General features: G+C 66.0%; 22 protein-coding genes. 21 read left to right on the top strand and 1 reads right to left on the bottom strand.

All coding sequences use genetic code 11. The features are described from left to right. Positions 1-27 precede the first annotated feature (27 nt). From AAIH46_RS08785 to AAIH46_RS08685, 21 genes are all read left to right on the top strand, one after another. Complete coding sequence (locus AAIH46_RS08785) at positions 28-435, top strand: phage major tail protein, TP901-1 family (RefSeq protein WP_430305474.1); 408 nt, start codon at positions 28-30, stop codon at positions 433-435. After that, positions 435-869, top strand: coding sequence for a gene transfer agent family protein (locus AAIH46_RS08780; RefSeq protein WP_430305473.1), 435 nt, complete (start codon positions 435-437; stop codon positions 867-869). Before AAIH46_RS08785 ends, AAIH46_RS08780 begins: the two co-directional genes overlap by 1 nt. Then, positions 869-1,024: a rcc01693 family protein gene (locus AAIH46_RS08775; RefSeq protein ID WP_430305472.1), complete on the top strand. Its 156-nt coding sequence runs from the start codon at positions 869-871 to the stop codon at positions 1,022-1,024. Before AAIH46_RS08780 ends, AAIH46_RS08775 begins: the two co-directional genes overlap by 1 nt. Positions 1,025-1,071: 47 nt before the next feature. Then, on the top strand, positions 1,072-1,623 hold the full coding sequence (locus AAIH46_RS08770) for a phage tail tape measure protein (protein WP_430305471.1): 552 nt from the start codon (positions 1,072-1,074) through the stop codon (positions 1,621-1,623). A 16-nt stretch (positions 1,624-1,639) separates the two neighbouring features. After that, a complete protein-coding gene (locus AAIH46_RS08765; RefSeq protein WP_430305470.1) occupies positions 1,640-2,278 on the top strand; it encodes a phage distal tail protein, Rcc01695 family in 639 nt (212 codons plus the stop codon). Beyond that, positions 2,275-3,150 (top strand): DUF2163 domain-containing protein, encoded by an 876-nt coding sequence (locus tag AAIH46_RS08760; RefSeq protein ID WP_430305469.1) that lies wholly within the window; start codon positions 2,275-2,277, stop codon positions 3,148-3,150. Before AAIH46_RS08765 ends, AAIH46_RS08760 begins: the two co-directional genes overlap by 4 nt. Next, positions 3,147-3,587, top strand: a complete 441-nt coding sequence (locus AAIH46_RS08755; protein WP_430305468.1) for an NlpC/P60 family protein — start codon at positions 3,147-3,149, stop codon at positions 3,585-3,587. Before AAIH46_RS08760 ends, AAIH46_RS08755 begins: the two co-directional genes overlap by 4 nt. Before the next feature lie 315 nt (positions 3,588-3,902). Continuing rightward, complete coding sequence (locus AAIH46_RS08750) at positions 3,903-7,715, top strand: baseplate multidomain protein megatron (RefSeq protein WP_430305467.1); 3,813 nt, start codon at positions 3,903-3,905, stop codon at positions 7,713-7,715. After that, positions 7,715-7,927, top strand: a complete 213-nt coding sequence (locus AAIH46_RS08745) for a hypothetical protein (protein WP_430305466.1) — start codon at positions 7,715-7,717, stop codon at positions 7,925-7,927. The genes AAIH46_RS08750 and AAIH46_RS08745 overlap by 1 nt, the downstream gene beginning before the upstream one ends. Before the next feature lie 117 nt (positions 7,928-8,044). Then, entirely contained in the window at positions 8,045-8,299 is a 255-nt protein-coding gene (locus AAIH46_RS08740; RefSeq protein ID WP_430305465.1) for a hypothetical protein, read from the top strand. Positions 8,300-8,345: 46 nt separating this feature from the next. Beyond that, the gene (locus AAIH46_RS08735; RefSeq protein ID WP_430305464.1) at positions 8,346-9,017 is read left to right on the top strand and encodes a response regulator transcription factor; all 672 of its coding nucleotides are present in this window, start codon (positions 8,346-8,348) and stop codon (positions 9,015-9,017) included. Then, entirely contained in the window at positions 9,007-10,404 is a 1,398-nt protein-coding gene (locus tag AAIH46_RS08730) for an ATP-binding protein (RefSeq protein WP_430305463.1), read from the top strand. The genes AAIH46_RS08735 and AAIH46_RS08730 overlap by 11 nt, the downstream gene beginning before the upstream one ends. Before the next feature lie 171 nt (positions 10,405-10,575). Beyond that, positions 10,576-11,004 (top strand): hypothetical protein, encoded by a 429-nt coding sequence (locus AAIH46_RS08725; protein ID WP_430305462.1) that lies wholly within the window; start codon positions 10,576-10,578, stop codon positions 11,002-11,004. 184 nt (positions 11,005-11,188) lie between these two features. Next, entirely contained in the window at positions 11,189-12,319 is a 1,131-nt protein-coding gene (gene ccmI / locus AAIH46_RS08720; RefSeq protein WP_430305461.1) for a c-type cytochrome biogenesis protein CcmI, read from the top strand. Continuing rightward, complete coding sequence (gene ccmE / locus AAIH46_RS08715; RefSeq protein ID WP_430305460.1) at positions 12,316-12,765, top strand: cytochrome c maturation protein CcmE; 450 nt, start codon at positions 12,316-12,318, stop codon at positions 12,763-12,765. Before ccmI ends, ccmE begins: the two co-directional genes overlap by 4 nt. Beyond that, positions 12,762-14,750 carry a heme lyase CcmF/NrfE family subunit gene (locus AAIH46_RS08710; RefSeq protein WP_430305459.1) on the top strand — a complete coding sequence of 663 codons (1,989 nt, stop codon included), beginning with the start codon at positions 12,762-12,764 and terminating at the stop codon, positions 14,748-14,750. The genes ccmE and AAIH46_RS08710 overlap by 4 nt, the downstream gene beginning before the upstream one ends. After that, entirely contained in the window at positions 14,747-15,220 is a 474-nt protein-coding gene (locus AAIH46_RS08705; protein ID WP_430305458.1) for a cytochrome c-type biogenesis protein, read from the top strand. Before AAIH46_RS08710 ends, AAIH46_RS08705 begins: the two co-directional genes overlap by 4 nt. Before the next feature lie 182 nt (positions 15,221-15,402). Further along, positions 15,403-16,974, top strand: a complete 1,572-nt coding sequence (locus AAIH46_RS08700) for a Do family serine endopeptidase (RefSeq protein ID WP_430305457.1) — start codon at positions 15,403-15,405, stop codon at positions 16,972-16,974. 147 nt (positions 16,975-17,121) lie between these two features. Then, on the top strand, positions 17,122-17,811 hold the full coding sequence (locus AAIH46_RS08695; protein ID WP_430306522.1) for a response regulator transcription factor: 690 nt from the start codon (positions 17,122-17,124) through the stop codon (positions 17,809-17,811). A 7-nt stretch (positions 17,812-17,818) separates the two neighbouring features. Continuing rightward, positions 17,819-19,228, top strand: a complete 1,410-nt coding sequence (locus AAIH46_RS08690; protein WP_430305456.1) for a sensor histidine kinase — start codon at positions 17,819-17,821, stop codon at positions 19,226-19,228. Positions 19,229-19,266: 38 nt separating this feature from the next. Further along, complete coding sequence (locus AAIH46_RS08685; RefSeq protein WP_430306521.1) at positions 19,267-22,230, top strand: bifunctional [glutamine synthetase] adenylyltransferase/[glutamine synthetase]-adenylyl-L-tyrosine phosphorylase; 2,964 nt, start codon at positions 19,267-19,269, stop codon at positions 22,228-22,230. Between the two features lie 21 nt (positions 22,231-22,251). Here AAIH46_RS08685 and AAIH46_RS08680 read toward each other — a convergent pair whose 3' ends face one another. Next, positions 22,252-24,633, bottom strand: coding sequence for a PAS domain-containing sensor histidine kinase (locus AAIH46_RS08680; protein ID WP_430305455.1), 2,382 nt, complete (start codon positions 24,631-24,633; stop codon positions 22,252-22,254). Between the last annotated feature and the right edge of the window lie 127 nt (positions 24,634-24,760).

The following is a 24,760-nucleotide window of genomic DNA, read 5'->3' as shown; positions in this document are numbered from 1 at the left end:
TTAAGCCACACAGACAGGAGAGATGCGATGGTAGCGCAGGCAGGCAAGGACCTTCTGCTGAAGGTCGACAATGGCGGCAGCTGGCTGACCGTGGCGGGGTTGCGATCCAAGCGCCTCGCGTTCAACGCCGAGACGGTCGACGTGACGGACAGCGAGAGCGCCGGGCGCTGGCGCGAACTGCTGGGTGGCGCCGGCATTCAGCGCGCCTCGCTGACCGGTGCCGGGCTGTTCAAGGACCAGGCGTCGGATGCGCTCGTGCGGTCCGCCTTCTTTGCCGGCGCGATCCTCACCTGGCAGCTGGTCATCCCGGCCTTCGGAACGGTGAGCGGCGGGTTCCAGATCACTGCCCTGGAATATGCCGGCGATCACAATGGCGAGGTGCGCTTCGAACTGGCGCTGGAATCGGCCGGCAACCTGACCTTCGGTGCCGTCTGATGGCCGGCGATGCGGGAGGCTATGGGCCCGGCGTCCGGCTGGGTCGGGCCAACCGCCGGCGCGGCGAGGTGGAGGCGATGATCGACGGCGAGCGACGCATCCTCTGCCTGACGCTCGGCGCGCTGGCGGAACTCGAAACGGCTTTCGGTGCAGATGATCTTTCCGACCTTGCCGCGCGCTTCTCGTCCGGAAGGCTGCGGGCCGGCGATCTCGTCTGCGTGATGGCGGCGGGACTGCGCGGCGGCGGCAACTGCTTTTCCGACGAGGAGGTGGCGGCGATGAGCGTCGATGGCGGGATCCCTGCCTGCGCCCGGGTGGCGGCCGACTTGCTGGAGGCGGCGTTTACCGGACCGCAGACGGAGGCGGCGCCAAACCCTCCGCAGCCGCAGCAGCATACGAGCATGCCGGACAAACGCAGTCCTGGGCGCTCGTGATGCATGTCGGGCTTTGCCTGCTGCGGCTGACGCCGACCGACTTCTGGGCTCTGACGCCGCGTGAATTGACGGCCATGAGCGGCGCCTGGCGACCGGTCGCCCCGGTCCTGCAGCGCGTTGGCCTGCAGACACTGATGCATCAATTCCCGGACTAGCGACACTACGCACGACGAACCGCACAACTCTCACCTTGGGGAATCGGATGGACATCGACAGCGAGGATCTCGTCACAAGCCTCACCGGCACCCAGGCGCTGGCGCAGGCGCTAACCGATCTGGAAAGCCGCTCGGCCCGCTTCGGCTCGGCGCTTTCGGGTGCCCTGAAGTCGGCGACCGTCAGCGGCCGGAGCCTCGAGGACGTGCTGGGCAAGCTGGCGCTGCGGCTGACCGATGTCGGCCTGTCGGCGGCACTGAAGCCGCTGGAGGGTCTCGTTTCCGGGGCAGCGACCAGTCTCATCGGCTCGATGGGGTCGGTCACGCCGTTTGCCGACGGTGGCGTCGTGCGAAGCCCTGCGATGTTCTCGATGGGTGGCGGCCTCGGCCTGATGGGTGAGGCGGGTGCCGAAGCGATCATGCCGCTGCGACGCGGGCCGGACGGCGCGCTTGGCGTTTCGGTCGCTGGAGCAGGCTCGGGCGCTGCGCCGCAGATCGTTTTCAACGTGACCGCCAGCGACGCCGCAAGTTTCCGCAAGAGCGAACCGCAGATCTCCGCACTCCTAGCACGCAGCGTGGCGCGCGGCCGGCGCGGGCTCTGACAGACGGGGAAGACAAATGACCGCATTCCACGAGGTGCGCTTTCCGTTGAGGGTGGCGCTGGGGGTCAGCGGCGGGCCGGTGCGGCGCACCGATATCGTCAACCTCTCCAACGGCCGCGAGCAGCGCAATGCGCGCTGGCGGCACGCGCGGCGCAGCTACGATGCCGGATCCGGCGTCAAATCGCTGGCCGATCTCTACGAGGTGCTGGCCTTTTTCGAGGCCCGGCGTGGCCAGTTGCACGGCTTCCGGTTCCACGATCCGCTCGACTGGAAGTCATGTTCTCCAATCCAGATGCCGCAGGCAACTGACCAGATGATCGGCACCGGCGACGGCGTGACGGTGCAGTTCCAGCTGGTAAAGACCTATGCCGATGCGGCGGGCGGCGTGGTACGCACGATCGCCAAACCGGTTGTCGGGACGGTGCAGATAGCGGTCGGCGGTGTTGTCGTGGCCACGGATCGCTACCTCTGCGACGCGGCGAGCGGAATGGTGAGTTTTCAGCCGGGACATGTGCCAGGGCCAGGTGCCGAAATCCGCGCCGGCTTTGAGTTCGACGTTCCGGTACGCTTCGACATCGACCGGATCGACATCAACCTCTCGGCCTTCAACGCCGGGAGCATCCCGGCCATTCCTCTGACGGAGATCCTGCCATGAGAGAGGTTCCGGCTGCTCTGGCGGCGCATCTTGCTGCCGACGCCACGACCACCTGCCATGCATGGCGGGTGACGCGCCGCGACGGAGCGGTACTGGGCTTTACCGATCACGACGGCGATCTGACGGTCGCCGGCACGCTGTGCCATGCGGCAAGTGGTTTCGCCACCACCGAGAACGAGGCCGCGGCGGGTCTGGCCGCTGGCAGCGGCGAGGTGGCTGGCGGCTTTTCGAGCGCCGCGATCTCCGAGGTCGACCTGGCAAGCGGCCGCTTCGACGGCGCACGGGTCGAACTCTTCCTCGTCAACTGGGAAGATCCCGGACAGCATCTGGCACTGGCGGTGCGCGAGATCGGCGAGGTGTCGCGCGCCGGCGAACGGTTTACCGCGGAGCTGCGCAGCATCGCCCACAGGCTCGACCAGCCGCAGGGACGGATCTATGGCCGGCGCTGCGACGCAAGCCTCGGAGATGCGCGCTGCGGGGTCGATCTGACGCTGTTCCGCGCCACCGGCACCGTGGTCGAGATGCCCGACCGCAGCCATCTCGTCGTCAGTGGATTGGCGAGTTTCGCGTCCGGCTTTTTCGATCGCGGCAGCCTTGTTCTTGCCGACAGCCAAGAGATCGCGATCGATGGCCATGTGTTGTCGGCCGACGGAAGGGCGCGGCTGACGCTCTGGTTGCCCCTCGATCGGGCCGTGCAGGCGGGCGAGACCGTCACCACCATCGCCGGATGCGACAAGCGTTTTGCCACCTGCAGGAGCCGGTTCGCCAACCACCTCAACTTTCGCGGATTTCCGCACGTGCCGGGATCCGATTTCAGCTATTCCTACGTGGATGGGGAGCGGCTGCACGATGGCAGCACGATCTTCGAATGACGGCGGGCGAGCGCATCGTCCAGCTGGCGGAGGGCTGGATCGGCACGCCCTACCGTCATCAGGGTGCAACGAAAGGCGTTGGGTGCGACTGCATCGGGTTGATCCGCGGCGTCTGGCGCGAGGTATACGGCGAAGAGCCCGGACCAGTGCCGGCCTATGCGCCGGACTGGGCCGAGCGGTCAGGCGAGGAACGTCTCCTCGAGGCCGGGCTGCGCCTGTTCGGCCCCTCGCTATTGATCGGCGAAGCACAGGCCGGCGACCTGCTGCTGTTTCGCTGGCAGACGGGTTGTGCTGCAAAGCACGCAGGTATCCTGAAGGACGATCAGCACTTCATCCACGCCTACGAGCAGGCGGCGGTGACCTGCTCGGCGCTGGTGCCGTCCTGGCGACGCAGAATTGCTGCCGTGCACCGATTTCCGGAGCCGCTTGATTGTTGAATTACGCACCAATGAGCTGTATAGGGAGGGAGTGGTGAGCGGAGTTGTCGCTCCGCTCACCGTTTTACTTATCTTGAGATGTAAACCCGGACGGTGATAATCCAGCCCGTCCGGGCCTTCCTCAAGATGAGCGTGATGCCAATCGGCATGAGCCTCATAGCAAAACCTCCATGTTCGACAGCAAGGCCCTTGCCTGAGCCGGTGGGGCCAATCCTCACCGGCGCGTCACTGGTCTGACGCGTACTGCTTCTGCCGCGAACATCTTCACACGCTAGCACACTTTTAACGCGCATCTCCATGCGTGGCGGAGCTCCCATGGCGACCATCCTGTTTCAGGCGGCGGGGGCAGCCCTCGGCTCCGCATTCGGTCCGTTCGGTGCGATCCTCGGACGGGCGGTCGGTGGACTTGCCGGTGCGGCCGTCGACCGTGCGCTGATCGGCGGCGGATCTTCGACGGTTACCGGCCCGCGACTGGCAACGGCCCGCATTCCGGGTGCCGACGAAGGCACTCCGATCACGCGCCTCTACGGTACGGCCCGCATCGGCGGGACGCTGATCTGGGCGACGCGCTTCGAGGAAGAGGTGACGAGCGAACGGCAGGGCGGCAAGGCGACGTCCGGCAAGCGGGTGGAGACCTTCAGCTACTACGCCAATCTCGCGGTCGGCCTCTGCGAAGGCGAGATCGCGCTCGTGCGGCGGGTCTGGGCGGATGGCCGGGAACTGGACCTGACGACGATCGAGATGCGCGTCTACCGCGGCACCGAAGACCAGCTTGCCGATCCGCTGATCGAGGCGAAGCAGGGTGCGGGCCAAGCGCCTGCCTATCGCGGCCTCGCCTACGTGGTCTTCGAGCGGCTGCCGATCAACGATTTCGGCAACCGGATACCGCTCCTGCAGTTCGAGGTGGTGCGGCCGGTCGGCCGGCTTGAGCGGCAGGTCAGAGCGGTGACGCTGATCCCCGGATCGACAGAGCATGGCTATGCCACCGAACAGGTGACGGAGCAGACCGGCGAGGGCAGCGCGCGCATTCTCAACCGCAACATCCTGACCGCTGCGACCGACTGGCAGGCATCGCTGGACGAGTTGCAGGCGCTCTGCCCGAACCTCGACGCGGTGGCGCTGGTGGTCAGCTGGTTCGGCACCGACCTCAGGGCCGGACACTGCCGCATCGTGCCCGGCGTCGAAGTCTCCGGCCGCGACGGGGAGAGCCAGCCGTGGCAGGTGGCCGGCATCGAGCGCGGCGACGCCTATCTGGTGAGCCGCAACGGCACCGGCCCCGCCTATGGCGGAACACCGGGAGACGCAAGCGTGCTGCAGGCAATCGCGGACCTGAAGGCCCGCGGCATCAAGATCTTCCTCTACCCGTTCGTCATGATGGACGTTCCGGCCGGCAACACGCTGCCGGACCCCTATGGCGGTGCGGTGCAGCCACCCTATCCCTGGCGTGGGCGGATCACCTGCCATCCGGCGCCGGGGAATGCCGGATCTACGGATCGCAGCGCCGCAGCGGCGGCCGAAGTCGACCTCTTCTGCAACGGCGCGGAGGGATATCGTCGGCTCGTGCTGCACTATGCGGCGCTTGCCGCCGAAGCAGGCGGCGTCGACGGCTTCATCATCGGCTCCGAGTTGCGCGGGCTGACGCGCGTGCGTGGACCGGGCGACGGCTTCCCCTTCGTTGCCGAACTCGTGCGGCTGGCCAGCGACCTGCGGGCGCTGCTGGGGCCGGCGACCCGGCTCACCTACGGCGCCGACTGGAGTGAATATTTCGGCTATCAGCCGCAGGACGGATCGGGCGACGTCTACTTCAATCTCGACCCGCTCTGGGCCTCGCCGGCGATCGATGCGGTCGGCATCGACAACTACATGCCGTTGTCGGATTGGCGCGACGAGGATCTGGCGGATGCCAACCCGGACGGTGCGCGGCTTGCCGAGGATCCGGTGGCGCTGATGGCGGCCGTCAGCCGCGGCGAGGGCTACGACTGGTATTATGCAAGCGACGCAGATCGGGCGGCGCGCAACCGTTCGCCGATCACCGACGGACTGGCCGGCAAGCCGTGGGTGTTCCGCTACAAGGACATCCGGAACTGGTGGAGCAACCAGCACTTCGACCGGGTGGGCGGGTCGGAACGGCCGGTGCCGACCGGCTGGGTTCCGGGCTCGAAGCCGATCTGGTTCACCGAACTCGGCTGCCCGGCGATCGACAAGGGCGCCAACCAGCCGAACGTCTTCGTCGACCCGAAGTCATCCGAGAGCGCAAGACCGTATTTTTCGAGCGGCGGGCGCAGCGACAGCATGCAGCGGCGGTTCCTGGAGGCGCATCTCGACTGGTGGAACGGCAGCGCAGCACCCGCCGGCATGCTGGACACGGACCGGATCTTCCTGTGGACCTGGGATTCGCGTCCGTATCCGGTCTTCCCCAACGACCTGTCCATCTGGAGCGACGGTGAGAACTGGCGCACCGGTCACTGGCTGACGGGGCGGCTGGGGGCGACGACGCTTGCCGACGCGATCGCCGCGATCCTGACCGAGCATGGGTTCGTCGAGTATGACGTCTCGGAGGTGGCCGGTGACCTCATCGGCTACATTAAGGCGGATGTCGGATCGGCGCGCGCGCTGATCGAGCCGCTGGTGCAGACATTCCTGCTCGATGTCATCGAAGACCGCGGCACCCTGCGCTTTCGCAGCCGGACGAAGGTGAGCCTGCCGGCCCGGGAGATCGACGTGCTGGCAGAGCGCCCGGACGAGCCGGCGTGGAGCGAGACGCGCGGCCACGACAGCGATTTTGCCGCCGAGGCGGTGGCAAGTTTTTCAAACCCCGTGCTCGACTACGAGCAGGCGAGCGTTCGCTCCCGGCGGATTGCCGGCGCCAGCCAACGCATCATCCAGGCCGATATCGCCGGCGTGCTTTACGAGGATGCGGCGCAAGGGACAGCTGAAGCGCTGCTGCGCGACAATCATGTATCGCGCCGAACATTGACCCTGCCGCTGTCGCCGACCGACGTCTCGGTCATGCCCGGCGATGCAATCCGCGTCGTCGACGGGCCGGATGGCATTTATGTCGTCACTCGGATCGAGGATGGCGATGTGCGACGGATCGAGGCGCGTCGTCACGAACCGGCTGCTCCCATTCCGGCTTCGGCAGGTGCGAGCGAGCGCACTTCGGCGGCCACAGCCTCGTCGTCCTTCTCGCCGCTCGTTCAGTTTCTCGATCTGCCGCGCTTCGACGGAAGCGATGCCGCCGGCTTTGCGCGCATCGCCGCTTTCTGCCGACCGTTCCGGCGCATGCTGCTGTCGAGCTCGACGAGCGGCGAGGGTTTCCGCACGAGAGCGGCGATCGAGCGGCCGGCAACGATCGGACGTCTTGCTGCTGCGATTTCGGCTTGCATTGTCGGCCGGTTCGACCGGAGCGGCGAGATCGTCGTGGATCTTGTTTCGGGAAGCCTGTCGTCTGCGGCAGAGGCAGCGGTGCTCGGCGGCAACAACCGGCTGGCGCTGCTGTCCGGCAACGGCAGCTTCGAGATCATCGGCTTCTGCAACGCGACCGAAATCGCCCCGAACCGCTGGCGGGTGAGCCGGCTGCTGCGCGGGCTCGCCGGCACGGAAGACGCCATGGCTGCCGGGGCGACACACGGTGCGCCGGTCGTTTTCCTCGATGCGGCGGTGGTGCCCATCGGCCTTCTGCCGGAGGAACGCAGCATGGCGCTCAACTGGCTGGTCGAGCCACTGGGCAGCGCCGCAGGCCGTGCCGGCCCCTATGTGCTGGCCGGCGGAGTGCGGGCGGAGACGCCGCTGGCGCCGGTCCATCTTCGCGCCCGCCGCGGCCCGGACCAGGTCCGGTTCACCTGGATGCGGCGCGGACGCGTGGGTGCCGACGACTGGGCTGCGACCGATATTCCGCTGGACGAGCCGGAGGAGCGTTACGCGCTCGAAATCATGGCGGCAGCCACCACGCTCCGGCGGGTGGAGGTGACGGCCCCGGCCTTTGATTATCCACAGGCGCTGGAACTTGCCGATTTCGGCACGCTGCAGGCCGGTTTCCAGATCCGCCTGCGCCAGCTTGGCCGGGCGGTCCCGCTCGGCATCGCCGCGATGGCCGATCTTGTCCCTAAACATGAAGGAGATGCGTGATGGAAACGACCAAGGACTGGTATCAGTCGAAGACGGTCTGGGGCGGGCTGGTAGCGATCGCTGCCGCCCTGATGAAAGCCGCCGGCACCGAGATTTCGCTCGCCGACCAGGCCGCCATGATCGACGCTGCGATCAATCTCGCGGGCGTCGTCGGCGGCATCCTCGCCATTTACGGCAGGCTTGCGGCAACGGCCAGCATTCGCGGCCGCTGACGTCAGCGTGAACGGGTGAACGACGCATTCATTTGCCATTCAGAAGCTGTTCGCTACATAATTCCTACAATGGTTCGGTCAGAAACCCGATCCTCATCGCGAGCGGAAGTTGTAATTATGGCATCAAAACGGATGATCGCGATTGTCGCTGCGGCACTGTTCAGCCTCGCGACCGCCGAGGCCTTCGCTCGTGATTATCTGCTTCTGGTCGCCAGCGATTGCGGTGATGCCGCAACGAAGGTCGTCAGGGACACGGGCGGCCAGCTTCTGTCGGCCCAGCCGTCGAACGACGGGCGTACCTGCATCGTCACCGTTCTCGTGCAGGGAAGCGGAGAACGTCCGCGCAAGGTGACGGTCCGCGTGCCGATGTAGTAGAAGCGGGTCAACCAAACCCGGTAATCCGTTTCGAAGGGCACCCATGCGCATTCTTGTGGTCGAAGATGACGAGAACCTCAACCGCCAGCTGACCGATGCATTGAAGGAGGCCGGCTACGTCGTCGACCAGGCGTTCGACGGCGAAGAGGGGCATTATCTTGGCGAGACGGAGCCTTATGACGCCGTCATCCTCGACATCGGCCTGCCGGAAATGGACGGCATCACCGTCGTCGAGAAATGGCGCGAGCAGGGCAAGGGCATGCCGGTCCTGATGCTGACGGCCCGCGACCGCTGGAGCGACAAGGTTGCCGGCATCGATGCCGGTGCCGACGACTACGTCGCCAAGCCCTTCCACGTGGAAGAGGTGCTGGCGCGGGTGCGGGCGCTGATCCGCCGGGCCGCCGGCCATTCCTCGTCCGAACTCATCTGCGGCCCGATCCGCCTCGACACCAAGGCTTCCAAGGCGACGGTCAACGGCATGACGCTGAAGCTGACCTCGCATGAGTTCCGCCTGCTCTCCTACCTGATGCACCATATGGGCGAGGTGGTCTCCAGGACCGAACTGATCGAGCACATGTACGATCAGGATTTCGACCGCGATTCCAACACCATCGAGGTATTCGTCGGCCGGCTGCGCAAGAAGATCGGTGTCGACCTGATCGAAACCGTGCGTGGCCTCGGCTACCGGATGCAAGCGCCCTCCGATGTACTTTAGATCGGTCACCGCCCGCGTTCTGCTGCTGGCGACCGCCTGGTCGGGGCTGGCGCTGGTGGTGATCGCGGTGGTGATCTCGGCGCTTTACACGAAATCGGCCGAGCGCGCCTTCACCGACCTCCTGCGGGCGCAGCTCTACAACGTCATCAACTCGATCACCATCGGCGACGACAACAGCCTGCAGGGCAACCCGCAGCTCGGCGACCTGCGCTTCTCGCAGCCCGAGACCGGGTGGTACTGGATCGTCGAGCCGCTCGGTACGTTTGCCGCCACTCCCTTGTCGTCGTCGTCGCTGGGCGTCTCGAACATCGCGGTGCCGTCCATCCTCGCCGCCCCCTTCAACAACCGCTACGAGCGCTTCTATTCGGCAAGCGACGCGTTCGGCAACGATGTGCTGGTCGCCGAGACCGAAGTGGTGCTGGACAGCGAAGGGCGGGCGGCGCGGTTCCGCGTCTCGGGCAACCTCAGCGTCGTGGTCGACGATGTCAGCTCATTCACCCGCAACCTCTACATCGCGCTGGTCGTGTTCGGCGTGCTGAGCCTGTTCGTCAACGGTCTGGCGATCCTTTTCGGACTGCGTCCACTGGACGAGGCGCGACGGGCGCTGGAACGCGTCAGGCGTGGCGAGGCGGAACGCCTCGAGGGCCAGTTTCCGCGCGAAGTCCAGTCGCTGACCGTCGAGATGAATGCGCTGATCGAGAGCAACCGGCGCATCGTCGAACGGGCGCGGATGCAGGTCGGCAATTTGGCGCATTCTCTGAAGACGCCGATCGCCGTACTGCTGAACGAATCGCGGCTGCTCGACAAGCCGCATGGCGAACTGGTGCGCAGCCAGGCGGAAGCCATGCAGGCGCAGGTGCAATCCTACCTCAACCGCGCCCGCATCGCCGCGCAGCGAGAATCGCTGCTGGCGCGTACCGAGACCGAGCCGGTCCTCGAGCGGCTGGTGCGGGTGATGCGCCGGCTCAACCCGGACAAGACCTTCGTGCTGAGCGCGCCGACGTCCGGCCTGGCGCTTGCGATGGAGCAGCAGGACGTCGAGGAGACGGTCGGCAATCTTCTGGAAAATGCCGCCCGTCACGCCACCCAGTCGGTGTGGATCGAGGTGATGCCGGCCGTTGCACCGGAAGGTCCGGAAGCCATCCGTCGCAATTGGATCGAGATCGTGGTGGAAGACGACGGGGCGGGGCTGGAGCCGGCGGAGATCAAGGAAGCGCTGAAGCGCGGCCGGCGGCTGGACGAGAGCAAGCCGGGAACCGGGCTTGGCCTGTCGATCGTCGGCGAGATTACCCGGGAATACCAGGGCAGACTGGAACTGACGCGCGGCGGACGCGGCGGCTTGCGCGCAGCACTGACGCTGCCGGGGGTCACCAAGGAGGTCGCCTGAGAGTTCACGGCGTGTCGCTTATGCGACACTTGCAACGCGAACGATCGACGGCGCGTGGATCAGGTCTCGACCTTGCGGCTGAAAACGATAATAGATCAGACATGCCGATCGGGCGACTGCTCGCTCCGATGCGCCGAAGATGGCGCGGTTCATGACGATGGTTGGAGACGAATGCGTTTTTGTTTTGCCAGACTTGCTGTCCTGCCGGTGATGATCCTCGGCGCGCTGACCGCCTGCTCGACGACCGGAGGGGGCAGCCAGTCCACGGCACTCCTGTCCGGGAAAACCTCCAACGGCACGCCGTTCATCGCAGCGCTGCAGGGCGGCATCGTCGGCAGCTCCGGGATCGAGATCAGCACCGCCGATCGCCAGCGGGCGCTGGAAGCCGAGTACCGCGCGCTGGAAGGTGCGGCGGTCGGACAGCCGGTGGTCTGGGCGGGTCGTGGCGCCAAGGGCGAGGTGGTCGCTTCCGCACCCTACCAGGTCGGCTCGCAGAACTGCCGCCAGTACCGGCACACGCTGTCAGCGTCCGGCAAGGAGGTCAAGGCGCGTGGCGCCGCTTGCCGCAATCCGGACGGCACCTGGACACCGCTGACGTAAACCCACAAGCGCGGCCTCGCCAGACATCGGTCCAGGCGGGGCGTCGGGCTTGACGCAGATCAAGGCGTCGGGTGACCGACGCGCCGATAGGTCGCCCCGGTTGCTTGCGGCGAAACGCCTCAAATTCGTGTCATCGGCCGGCTTTCGATTGGATTGTCGGCCTGCTTGAAGTAATTGGGCCTGCATGGTTCTCTGGATCGTTCTCGCATGTCTGACGGCCGTGGTCGCGGCGCTTCTCATAGCGCCGCTGATGAAGGCGTCTCCCGTGGCCATTTCCGACCGTGAGGACGAGGCGGCCGTCTACCGCGATCAGCTGCGCGAGGTCGATCGCGACATGGCGCAAGGGCTGATCGGCGCAGAGGAGGCGGACTACGCCCGCGCCGAGATCGGCCGGCGTCTGCTCTCCGTCACCCAGACCCGTCCCCCGTCCCCCGATCAATCCCATCGCAGCCACCGCCTGTCGACGTCGCTGATCCTCGTCGGCGTGCCGGCCATCGGGCTCTGTCTCTACATCCTGCTCGGCAGCCCCGGTCTTCCGGCGCAGCCACTGGAGGCGCGTCTCGCCCATCCCGGCAACAACCTGTCGCTGCTGGTTGCCAAGGCGGAACGCCACCTGGCGCAGAACCCGCAGGACGGTGCCGGATGGGATCTGCTGGCGCCGATCTATTTCCGCAGCATGCGGCTCGCCGACGCGGAACTTGCCTATCGCAATTCGATCCGCATCCTCGGCGAGACGCCGGCGCGGCTGGCAGGTCTTGGCGAGACGCTGGTGGCGGCCAATGACGGCGTCGTGGTCGAAGATGCGCGTCATGCGTTTGAGCGTGCCGCGGCGCTGGACAAGCCGAATTTCCGCACGCGCTTCTATCTGGCGCTGAGCCTGGAACAGGCGGGCAAGGCTGCCGAAGCGCGCGATGCCTTCGAGGCGATCGCCAGGGATACCCCGCCCGGCGCCACCTGGGCGTCGCTGGTCGATGAACACATTGCCAAGAACGGCGGGAGGCCGGCCGCTGCCAACGTGCCCGGAAAGCCCGACGCCGACGCGGTTGCCGCGGCCAGGGACCTCGCGCCGGCCGACCGGCAGCAGATGATCCGCAGCATGGTCGACAGTCTGGCCGCCAAGCTGCAGGATGATCCCAACAGCATAGAGGGCTGGCTGCGACTGGTCCGCTCGTACAAGGTGATGGGTGAGGACGACAAGGCCGGCCAGGCGCTGCAGACCGGGCTGAAGACCTTTCCGGCCGACAGCGAAGCGGGCAGGCGACTGCTGGCGCTGGCGCGCGAGATCGACGTGAAGCCTGAAGGAGCGACGCCATGACGCGCAAGCAGAAACGGCTGACCGTGATTGCCGGCGGCGTCGGCTTCATTCTCGCCGCGGTGCTGCTGGTGATGTTCGCCTTCAGCCAGTCGATCGCCTATTTCTACATGCCCGGCGATCTCGCCAAGGCGGAACTGGCGCCCGGAACCCGCATCCGCCTCGGTGGACTGGTGGCGGAAGGCTCCGTCGTGCGCAGCGAAGGCTCGCAGGTCCGCTTTACGGTGACCGACGGGCATGACGCGGTACCGGTCCGCTATGTCGGCATCCTGCCCGACCTGTTCCGCGAGGGGCAGGGCGTGGTGACCGAGGGCGCCTTCGACGCGACGCACGCCTTCGTCGCCGACTCGGTGCTCGCCAAGCACGACGAGACCTACATGCCGAAGGAGGTGGCGGACGGGTTGAAGAAGAGCGGCGTCTGGAACGACGGCAAGGGGGCGACGCAATGATCATCGAGATCGGCCATTACGCACTCGTGCTGGCGCTGGCGACGGCGATCATCCTGTCGGTGCTGCCGGCGGTCGGGGCGCGGCGCAAGGATGCGGCGCTGATGGCGCTCGCACCGGTCGGGACGCTGACGCTGTTCGGCCTCGTCGCATTGTCGTTCTGCGTGCTGACCTGGGCCTACGCGGTCTCAGACTTCTCCGTCCGCAACGTCTGGGAAAACTCCCATTCGCTGATGCCGCTGGTCTACAAGCTGTCCGGCGTCTGGGGAAATCACGAAGGCTCGATGCTGCTCTGGCTGCTGATACTGACGCTGTTCAGCGCCATGGTGGCGATCTTCGGCCGCAACCTTCCCGACACGCTGCGGGCTAATGTGCTGTCGGTGCAGGCGTGGATCTCCTCGGCCTTCCTGATGTTCATCCTGCTGACCTCCAATCCGTTCATCCGGCTCGACCCGGCGCCAGCCGAAGGCCAGGACCTTAACCCGGTGCTGCAGGATCCGGGCCTCGCGATCCATCCGCCGCTCCTCTATCTCGGCTATGTCGGGTTTTCGGTGTGCTTCTCGTTCGCCATCGCGGCGCTGATGGAGGGCCGCATCGATGCCGCCTGGGCCCGCTGGGTTCGGCCGTGGACGCTTGCCGCCTGGACCTTCCTCACCTCCGGCATCGCCATGGGCTCCTACTGGGCATACTACGAGCTCGGCTGGGGCGGCTGGTGGTTCTGGGATCCGGTCGAGAATGCCTCCTTCATGCCGTGGCTTGCCGGCACCGCGCTCCTGCATTCGGCGCTGGTGATGGAAAAGCGCGAGGCGCTGAAGATCTGGACCGTGCTGCTGGCGATCATGACCTTCTCGCTGTCGCTGCTCGGCACCTTCCTGGTGCGCTCGGGTGTGCTGACCTCGGTGCATGCCTTTGCCACCGATCCGACGCGCGGCATCTTCATCCTCACCATCCTGACGATCTTCGTCGGCGGCGCCTTTGCCCTGTTTGCCTGGCGGGCTCCCAACCTGAAGAGCGGCGGCCTGTTCGCGCCGATCTCCCGCGAGGGGGCTCTTGTGCTGAACAACCTGATCCTGACGGTGTCGGCGGCAACGGTCCTCATCGGCACGCTCTATCCGCTGGTGCTGGAAACGCTGACCGGCGAAAAGATCTCCGTCGGCGCGCCGTTCTTCAATCTCACCTTCGGCCTCTTGATGATCCCGCTGCTGATGGCGGTGCCGTTCGGGCCTCTGCTCGCCTGGAAGCGCGGCGATCTTCTGGGCGCCCTGCAGCGGCTTTATGTTGCCGCTGGACTGGCGCTGGTGGCCGGCTTTGCGCTGTTCTACCTGGAGAGCGGTGGCCCGGTGATGGCGGCGCTCGGCCTCGGCCTCGGATTCTTCCTTATGTTCGGCGCGCTGACCGACCTCTTCTACCGCGCCGGTTTCGCCAAGGCGGCTCCGTCTATCGCTTTCGCCCGCCTCAAGGGTCTGCCGCGCTCGGCTTTCGGTGCGGCACTTGCGCATTTCGGCCTTGGCGTGACGGTGCTCGGGATCGTTGCCGTGACGACCTTCCAGTCGGAGACGGTGGTCGAGATGAAACAGGGCCAGACGGCGCAGGCCGGCGGCTATGCGCTGGTCTTCGACGGCATGCGCGAGGCGATCGGCCCCAACTTCACCGAGGAGCGCGGCCATTTCACCATCAGCCGCGGCGGGATCGCTGTCGCCGACGTCTGGTCATCGAAGCGCATCTATACGGCCCGCCGCATGCCGACGACGGAGGCCGGCATCCTGACCTTCGGCTTCAGCCAGCTCTATGTCTCGCTGGGCGATCCGATGGCCGATGGCGGCATCGTCGTGCGCATCTGGTGGAAGCCGTGGATCCTGTGCATCTGGGGCGGGGCGCTGATCATGACATTCGGCGGCCTCGTGTCCCTCTCTGACAGACGGTTGCGCGTCGGCGCACCTCGCCGGCAGGCAAAGCCCGCCCGCGCGGCGATGGAGCCGGCCGAATGAGCCGGAGCCTCGCCAGGACCCTGCTGGTGCTCATGCTGGCGCTGGTGACCTGGCCGGCGCTTGCCGTCAATCCGGACGAGGTACTGCGCGACCCGGCGCTTGAGCAGCGGGCGCGGCATCTGTCGGGCCAACTCCGCTGCATGGTCTGCCAGAACCAGTCGATCGACGATTCCAACGCCGAGCTGGCGCGCGACCTTCGCGTGCTTGTGCGAGAGCGGATTGCCGGCGGCGACAGCGACAGCCAAGTGATCGACTACATCGTTTCCCGCTACGGCGAGTTCGTGCTGCTGAACCCGCGGGTGAGCAGCAAGACGATGGCGCTATGGGCCGCACCCGGCGTACTGCTGGTGATTGGCGGGATCACCGTGGCGGTGTTTCTGCGTCGGCGCCGCCCGGACCAGCCGGAGCTTCGGCTGACGGCCGAGGAGCAGGCGAGGCTCGATGCGCTGCTGACCGACGACCGCCCGTAGCGATCATAGCCAACGCAGAGTGCAACAGGGCAGCGCGGGAGGCATGAGGTCGGCCTCAACATTACCAACTTTTCACACCCCGGACACGTGCAGTTAAGGTGGCGGATCCTATATCTTCGTCATCCACCGCAGCCGGCAGACCGGCACTCCAGTCTGAACACGTGAAAAGAAGGTAGCATTCCATGAGCAAGATCGGACGCCCCTCACTGAAAACAGTTCTGAAGGGCACGACCGTCGCTGGCCTCGCGGCAGTCATGCTCTCGACCGGCATCCCAGCGCAGGTCTATCAGTCGTTTGCCGAGCCGGTCACCGTGACCGCCCCGCAGGCCCCGAGCTTCGCCGACGTCGTTTCCGCCGTGTCGCCGGCCGTCGTTTCGGTCCGCGTCAAGTCTGATGCGACGCCGGTTGCCGACGAGAGCGGCAACGGCTTCTCGTTCAACTTCGGCGGCCGCGGTTTCGACGACCTGCCGGACGACCATCCGCTGAAGCGTTTCTTCCGCGAATTCGGCGGCAACCAGGCACCTGGCACCCAGGGCCCCGGCAGCCGCAACAAGGACCAGGCGCAGCGCGGCAACCCGAACCGCCCGCACGCCATGCGTCCGGTGGCACAGGGTTCCGGCTTCTTCATCACGGAAGACGGCTATGTGGTCACCAACAACCATGTCGTTTCCGACGGATCCGCCTACACGGTGGTGATGAACGACGGCACCGAGCTTGACGCCAAGCTTGTCGGCAAGGACAGCCGCACCGACCTCGCATTGCTGAAGGTCGATACCAAGCGCCAGTTCACCTACGTCAAGTTCGCCGACGACTCCAAGACCCGCGTCGGCGACTGGGTCGTCGCTGTCGGCAACCCCTTCGGCCTCGGCGGCACCGTCACCGCCGGCATCGTATCGGCCCGCGGCCGCGACATCGGCTCCGGCCCATACGACGACTTCATCCAGGTGGATGCTGCCGTCAACCGCGGCAACTCCGGTGGCCCGACCTTCAACCTCTCGGGCGAAGTGGTCGGCATCAACACGGCGATCTTCTCGCCGTCCGGCGGCAATGTCGGCATCGCCTTCGCCATCCCGGCCTCGACCGCCAGGGACGTCATCGACGACCTGATGAAGGACGGCAAGGTCGAACGCGGCTGGCTTGGCGTGCAGATCCAGCCGGTGACCCAGGACATCGCCGAATCGCTCGGCCTGTCGGAAGCCAAGGGCGCGCTCGTCGTTGCCCCGCAGGACAACTCCCCGGGTGCCAAGGCCGGCATCAAGCAGGGTGACGTGATCACCGCCGTCAATGGCGACCCGATCAAGGATGCCCGCGAGCTGGCCAAGAAGGTTGCCGCCATCGGCCCGAACAAGAAGGTCGATGTCGCGATCTGGCGCGACGGCAAGGCGCAGACGGTTCCGGTCACGCTTGGCAACCTCGCCAGCGACGAAGCCGCCAAGGCCGAAAGCACACCGGCCGAGGAAGAGCAGCAGCCGTCGAGCGAGAAGGCACTTGCCAGCCTCGGCATCACCGTTGCTCCCGCAGAGGACGGCAGCGGAGTTTCGGTCACGGATGTCGATCCGGACTCCGAAGCTGCAGCCAAGGGCCTGCGTGAAGGCGAAAAGATCACCTCGGTGAACAACCAGACCGTCGCCTCCGCCGCAGACATCAGCAAGGCGATCGATGCCGCTCGCAAGGATGGCCGCACGCGGGCGCTCTTCCAGATCGAATCGCAGGCGGGCAGCCGCTTCCTGGCCCTGCCGATCAACGAAGGCTGATCGCGTCGCCTGATCGATTGCGGGGCGCCGGGCTGACAACAGTCCGGCGCCCTTTTTCATTCAAGGAGGCTTGAACGCATGCGCACCGAGACACCGGAAATCCACGGCTCCGCAGAATCCACCTTCAACGGGCAACAGCGGGACGCTATGGTCCCGCACATGAAGATACTGGTGATCGAAGACGACCTGGAGGCTGCGGCCTACATGACCAAGGCCTTTCGCGAGGCGGGCATCGTTGCCGACCACGCGAGCGACGGCGACAGCGGCCTGTTCATGGGGTCGGAGAACACCTACGACGTGATGGTGATCGACCGGATGCTGCCGCGCCGCGACGGCATTTCCGTGATCAGCGAGCTGCGCAAGCGCGGCGTCAATACGCCGGTGCTGATCCTTTCGGCGCTCGGCCAGGTGGACGATCGGGTGGCAGGCCTGCGCGCCGGCGGCGACGACTACCTGCCAAAGCCCTACGCCTTCAGCGAGCTTCTGGCGCGCGTCGAGGTTCTGGGCCGGCGCAAGGGCAGCCCCGAGCAGGAGATGGTCTACCGCGTCGGCGACCTGGAACTGGACCGGCTGTCACACGAGGTGCGCCGCGGCGGCAAGGAGATCCTGCTGCAGCCGCGCGAGTTCCGGCTGCTCGAATACCTGATGAAGAATGCCGGCCAGGTCGTGACCCGCACCATGCTGCTCGAGAACGTCTGGGACTACCACTTCGACCCGCAGACCAACGTCATCGACGTGCACGTCTCGCGCCTGCGCTCGAAGATCGAGAAGGATTTTCCAAAGCCGCTGCTGAAGACCATCCGCGGTGCCGGCTACATGATCAAGGACGAGGGATGACCGCTCGATGAGCCGTCTGCGTCTGCTGTTCCGCTCGACGACGGTGCGCCTCTCGGCGCTCTACATCGTGCTGTTTGCCATCTGCGCCGCCTTCCTCGTCGTCTACGTGACGGCGATGTCCGAGCGGCTCCTGGCACAGCAGGTGCGCGAGGCACTGAATCAGGAGACCGCCGAAGTCCGCGGCGCCTACGATCGTGGCGGCATGAACCTGCTGCTGCGGGTGATGGAGCGACGCGCGCGCCAGCCTGGCGCCAATCTCTACGTGATTGCCGGAACGACCGGCGAGATGCTGGCCGGCAATGTCGCCTCGGTCGAACCCGGCGTGCTCGACCGCGAGGGCTGGACGCGCATGCCGTTCAGCTACGAGCCGTTCACGGAGACGGGTCCGCCGCGCCCGCACATGGCGACTGCCAACGTCTTCTTCCTCGACAACGGCCTGCGGGTGATGGTCGGCCGCGATCTCGGCGAGCCGGGTCGTTTCCGCGGCATCGTCCGGCGGGCGCTGATGGTGGCGCTCGCGATCATGGGGCTCGGTGCTCTTGTGATCTGGTTCGGCATCGGCCGCAATGCGCTGAAGCGCATCGACCGGATGTCGGCGGCCAGCACCAAGATCATGGCGGGGGATCTCTCGCAGCGTTTGCCCGTCGGGGTCTCCGGCGATGAGTTCGACCGGCTGTCGGAAAACCTGAACGCGATGCTGGAGCGGATCGAAAAGCTGAACGGAGGACTGCGGCAGGTTTCCGACAACATCGCCCACGACCTGAAGACGCCGCTCACCCGGCTCCGCAACAAGGCAGCTGACACCCTGGAAGAGGACGCACCGGACGCGCGACGCGCCGCGCTCGAAGGCATCATCGGCGAGTCGGACCAGTTGATCCGCACCTTCAACGCGCTGCTGATGATTTCACGGGTGGAGGCTGGTTCGATCGCCGCCGAAATGAGCCCGGTCGATCTCTCGGCGATTTCCGCCGACAGCGCCGAACTTTACGAACCGGCGGCGGAAGAGGCGGGACTTTCCCTGGTGACGGAGATCGAGTCGGGACTGATGGTGCAGGGCAATCGCGAGCTGATCGGTCAGGCGATCTTCAACCTCCTCGACAATGCGATCAAGTACGCGGCAGAGAGCGACGGCGACACGCCGATCCGCCTGACGCTTCGCCGTGGTGCCGGCGGTACGCATCTGTCTGTGGCCGACAACGGCCCGGGCATTCCCGCAGACAAGCGCAGCGAAGTGGTGAAGCGCTTCGTGCGGCTAGACGAGAGCCGCTCCAAGCCCGGCACGGGGCTTGGCCTCTCCTTGGTCGAGGCGGTGATGGAGCTTCACGGTGGGCAGTTGCAGCTGTCGTCCACCAACGGTGACGCGGCGGCGACGCCGGGGTTGACGGTGACGCTGGTCTTTCCTGTTCAAAAGGCCTGAAACATCCTAAGTCTGACCGGGGAGACCAGGGAGGACCAATCGTGACGGACAAGGCGACCCGCCTCGGCGATCTCGGCAGCGCGATACTGAAGCCGTTCAACCAGACGGAAGCCAGAGCAGCGCTCGCGGCCCTGAAGGAGATGGCAGCGGACCAGTCCGCGATTGCTGAGGTTCTCGCGCAGGACGGGCCGCTGAAGTCGTTCCTGGTTGCTGCCTTCTCGCTGTCGCCGTTCCTGAAGGAGATCGCGCACCTCCACCCGCAGCTTTTGAACGCTGCACTGAGTGCTCCGCTCGAGGAGCAGCTCGAGGCAGCGGTTGAGCGTGCTCGGACGGCCTGGCGCAGCGAAGACGGCTCCTCCGTGCCAAGCGAGGCCGCCGTGATGGCAAGCCTGCGCAAGGCAAAGCGCGAGGTGGCATTCCTGCTGGCGCTCGCCGATCTGGGAAAACTCTTTTCACCGCGCGAGACCACCGCCTGGCTGAGCCGCCTGGCCGATGCGGCGGTCGCAGCCGCCATCGACCACCTGCTTCTCGCCAGCCATCTGGCCGGCAGACTGACGCTTGACGACCCCGAGCAGCCAAGCACCGGCTCGGGCCTCATCGTCATCGGCATGGGCAAGCTCGGCTCTGGCGAGCTGAACTATTCCTCCGACATCGACATCGTCGTGTTTTTCGACCCGGACGCCGGCATTCTCGCCGATCCGATGGAGGCGAGCGAGTTCTACGGGCGGATGATGCGCCGGCTCGTCCGCATCCTGCAGGAGCGAACCGGCGACGGCTATGTTTTTCGGACCGACCTTCGCCTGCGCCCGGACCCGGGCTCGACGCCGCTTGCCGTATCGGTGGAGGCGGGGCTGATCTATTACGAGGGTCGCGGCCAGAACTGGGAGCGGGCGGCCTACATCAAGGCGCGACCGATGGCCGGCGACCTTGCCGCCGGCGAGGTGTTTCTCCGCCAGTTGGTGCCCTTCGTCTTCCGCAAATACCTTGATTACGCGGCGATCGCCGATATCCACTCGATCAAGCGGCAGATCCACGCGCACAAGGGCCACGGCGCCATCGCCGTCAAGGGCCACGACGTGAAGCTGGGCCGCGGCGGCATCCGCGAGATCGAGTTCTTCGTCCAGACGCAGCAGTTGATCGCCGGCGGACGCATGCCGTCGCTGCGGATCCGTCAGACGGAAGAGGCGTTGCGGGCGCTCGCCGAAGCGCACTGGATCAAGCCGAAGATCGCCGAGGAATTGATCGACGCCTACTGGTTCCTGCGCGATACAGAGCATCGCATCCAGATGGTGCGGGATGAGCAGTTGCATCGGCTGCCGGAGACGGAGGCCGAACTCAAGCGGATCGCCTATCTTGCCGGGTTCGACGATACGGCAGGCTTTGCGGCACGGCTGGAGACGGTGCTGCGAACCGTCGAGCAGCGCTATGCGGAGCTGTTCGAGCAGGAAGCGAAACTTTCGCATGGCGATGGCAATCTCGTGTTTACCGGCCAGAACGACGATCCCGAGACGTTGAAGACACTGGCGGCACTCGGCTTCGAGAGACCCGCCGACATGTCACGCGTCATCCGCACCTGGCACAACGGTCGCTACCGCGCGACGCAATCGGTGGAGGCACGCGAGCGGCTGACGGCAGTCATGCCTGACCTCTTGACCGCGTTCGGGCGCAGCAAGCGTGCCGACGAGGCGCTGTTGCGCTTCGACGGTTTCCTCAAGGCACTCCCGGCCGGCATCCAGCTGTTCTCGCTGCTCGGCAACAACCCCGGCCTCCTGTCGCTGCTGGTGACCATCATGTCTGCGGCGCCAAGGCTGGCCGATATCATCGCCGCCCGTCCGCACGTCTTCGACGGCATGCTGGATCCGGGGCTGATGGCCGAACTGCCCACCAAGCCCTATCTGGGCGAACGCCTGTCCGGCTTCCTTGGCGGCGCGCGGCATTACGAGGAGACGCTCGACCGTCTGCGCATCTTTGCTGCCGAACAACGGTTCCTCATCGGCATCCGGCTTCTGACCGGCGCCATTGACGGCGGGCAGGCGGGACGCGCGTTTGCCGATCTGGCCGATCTGATGATCAGCGAAGCATTCGCGGCGGTACTGGCGGAGGTGGCGCAGACGAATGGCCATTTTCCCGGCGGGCGCGTGGCGGTCATGGGCATGGGAAAGCTCGGCAGCCACGAACTGACGGCAGGCTCGGACGTCGACCTGATCCTGCTTTACGACCATTCGGCCGAGGCGCTCGAATCGGATGGGCCGAAGCCGCTGGACGCGGGCCGCTACTTTACCCGGCTGACGCAGCGGCTGATCGCCGCCCTCTCGGCGCCGATGGCCGAAGGGGTGATCTTCGAGGTCGACATGCGTCTGCGCCCGTCAGGCAACAAGGGGCCGGTGGCGACCCGCATCAACGCGTTTCGGAAGTACCAGCAGGAAGAGGCGTGGACGTGGGAGCACATGGCGCTCACCCGGGCGCGGATGATCTGCGGCGATGACAGCCTGATCGAGGAGGCGCAGGAGGTGATCGCCGGGGTCCTGGCGGCACCGCGCGACCAGGAGCGCATTGCGACCGACGTCGCCAAGATGCGCAAGCTGATCGAGACGGAGAAGCCGCCACGCGACATCTGGGACCTGAAGCTCATCCCCGGCGGCCTGATCGATCTTGAATTCCTGGCGCAGTATCTGCGGCTCGTGGCGCCGGTCGGGACGGAAGCGGCGTCGCCTGCGGGAACGCGCACCGCAGACGCGCTGGCGAGCCTGGGGCGGGACCGGCTTGACCCCAACGACGTCGACGCTTGCCTGAAGGCGCTTGCCCTGTTCACCGACCTGTCGCAGATGATCCGGCTCTGCATCGACGGGCCGTTCGATCCCAAGGACGTGCCTGCAGGCCTCACCGAATTCCTCTGCCGCGTGGCGGATTGCCCCGACCTGAAGTCGCTGGAAAGCGAGGTTCGGCGGCTGTCGAAGGCGGTGCGAAAGGTTTTTGACAAGACCCTGAGGCCGGCGTCGTAGGGCGGCTCAGCCGATCGGTCGTCAGGCTGCCGCTGTCGAGCTCTGTTCGACGCCAAGCCGGTCGTCCGCCGGATTTTCCTGCTGCTGCGGGATGAACAGGGCGACTACGGTCCCCTGGTTCATCCGCGAGCGGATGCGCATGCTTCCGCCGTGCAGCGAAACAAGCGAGCGGGAGATGGCAAGGCCGAGACCCGATCCGCCCTTGCTCTTGGCATACTGGCTCTGCACCTGCTCGAAGGGCTGGCCGATCTTGCCGAGCGCCGTCTTCGGGATGCCGATGCCGGTATCGGCGATCGTCAGCAGCAGGCCGCGCTCCGACTGGCGGGCGCGCAATTCCACGCGCCCGCCTTCGTTGGTGAACTTCACCGCGTTCGACAGGATGTTGAGCAGGATCTGCTTCATCGCCCGGCGGTCTCCGGCCATTCTCAGGCCGTCGTCGATGCGCTGGGTGACGGCGATCGACTTTTCCTCCGCCGGGATGGAGGTAAAGCGGATGCTTTCTTCGATCAGCGGTGCAAGATCGATCGTCTCGCAGTGGATCTTCATATGCCCTGCTTCGATCTTCGACATGTCGAGGATGTCGTTGATGACGTTCAGCAGGTGCTTGCCGCTCTCGTGGATGTCGCGGGCGTATTCGCTGTATTTCGGCGAACCGACCGGACCGAACATGCCGTTCAGCAGGATCTCGGAAAAGCCGAGGATGGCGTTGAGCGGCGTGCGCAGCTCGTGGCTCATATTGGCGAGGAATTCCGATTTGGCCTTGTTGGCGGCCTCGGCGCGTTCCTTTTCCGCCTGATAATTGGCGTTGGCAACCGACAGTTCGGCCTTCTGACGCTCCAGCTTCTTCTGCGACGCCGATAGATCGCCGATCGTCGCCATCAGCCGCCGTTCGGACTCGCGCAGCCGCTCCTGGTGGCGCTTGAGCAGCGAGATATCCGTGCCGACCGACACCGTGCCGCCGTCGCGGGTGCGCCGCTCGTTGGTCTGCAGCCAGCGCTCGTCGGCGAGCTGGACTTCGGTGGTTCGCGAAAAACCGTTGTGGTCGGGATCGGCGATGCGGCGTTCGATCACCGGTCGCGCGGCGGCGGCCGTCAGCACGCTGCGTTCGGTGCCCGGCACCAGAACGCTGTCCGGCAGACCGTAGGCCTGCTGGAAGTGCGTGTTGCACATCACCAGCCGGTCGTTCTTGTCCCACAGCACGAAGGCTTCCGACGTGCATTCGATGGCATCGGCGAGCCGCTGGTCGGCTTCGGCGTAGCGCTGCGCCAGGCGGTGCTGCTCGGTCACGTCCATGGCGATGCCGATGACGTGCGTGCGGCCAGCACCGGTATGCATGATCTGGGCGCGCGCGCGCATCCAGACATAGTGGCCGGCGGCATGACGCATGCGGAACACCTGGTCGATCTGCTTGGCATTGCCGCGCCCGACGGCGCGCGCCAGCGCAAACAGATTGCCGTCGGCCGGATGCATCATCCGCGCCGCCTCGCTGAACGACATGACGTTCTTGCCCGGCGGCAGGCCAAGCATCTCGTACATCGAGCGTGACCAGAACAGCCGACGGTTCGACAGGTCGAAATCCCACAGCCCGCAGCGACCGCGAGACAGCGCCGTCTCGACGCGCATGTTCGATTCGAGGAAAATCTCGTCGGCGTCGCGGGCCCGTTTTACCTGCATGTAATAGGCGTAGAGGATCACCAGCAGCACGGAGGAAATGCCGGTGAACAGCGTGACGTTGAGCGAGACCTGCTGGCGCCAGAACTGTTCGATGGCATCGAGCGAGTGGGCCGACACGATCAAGCCGCCGGAGACGCTGCGAATGGCGGCGTAATGGGGAATGCCGTTGAAGGTGGTCTCGATGATGCCGTCGGCATCGCCGAAGCGGCGCATGGCGACAGTTTCCGGCAGGAAGCTGTCGAAGCGGGCGCCGATATAGGGGGTGCTGATGGCAGAGCCGCCGAAGATGCGGCCATTGGCATCGACCAGCAGGACGAAAGTGCTCGGATCGAACCGCAACTGCGGCAGGAACGCCGACAGCTGGGACTCTGCCGCCTGCCGGTTGCCGCTCGACAGCGTCGTCTCGTGCCCGGTGAAGGCTGCGGAACTGGCGGCGGCGAGGAGAGCGGTGGTCTGCCGCGCGTCCTCTTCCATGCGGCTGCGCTCGGACATCAGGCCCATCAATCGCGAGGCGGCAACAACGGCGAGGAATGCGATGATGAGGAGCGGGATGGAGCGCTTCAGCCAGAGTTCGGTGCTGGGCAGCCGCTCGAGCCAGTGACGGGTGCGGGCAATCAGGCCGCCCGCAGCAAAACGTTCCGCCAGACCGAGGCGGGCCGAAGCCAGCCTATCCAGGAATTTGAAGTGCAGCCGTCCTTCGGCCGCGGTTTCCCGCTGCACGTCCGCCATCGTTCCGGTTGATCCCTCGTGAGTGATTCGCAATGCCGCTTGCGATCTGTGCACAGTGAATCATTGCCGATTCGGCTTGTCCAGCGCTTTGGTAGGAATTTTTTAATCAATTGAAAAGGCGACGCTT

It is taken from the genome of Rhizobium sp. 0TCS1.26 (assembly GCF_050455525.1).
Classification (GTDB): Bacteria; Pseudomonadota; Alphaproteobacteria; order Rhizobiales; family Rhizobiaceae; genus Neorhizobium.
This window is presented reverse-complemented; position numbering and strand designations above follow the sequence as displayed.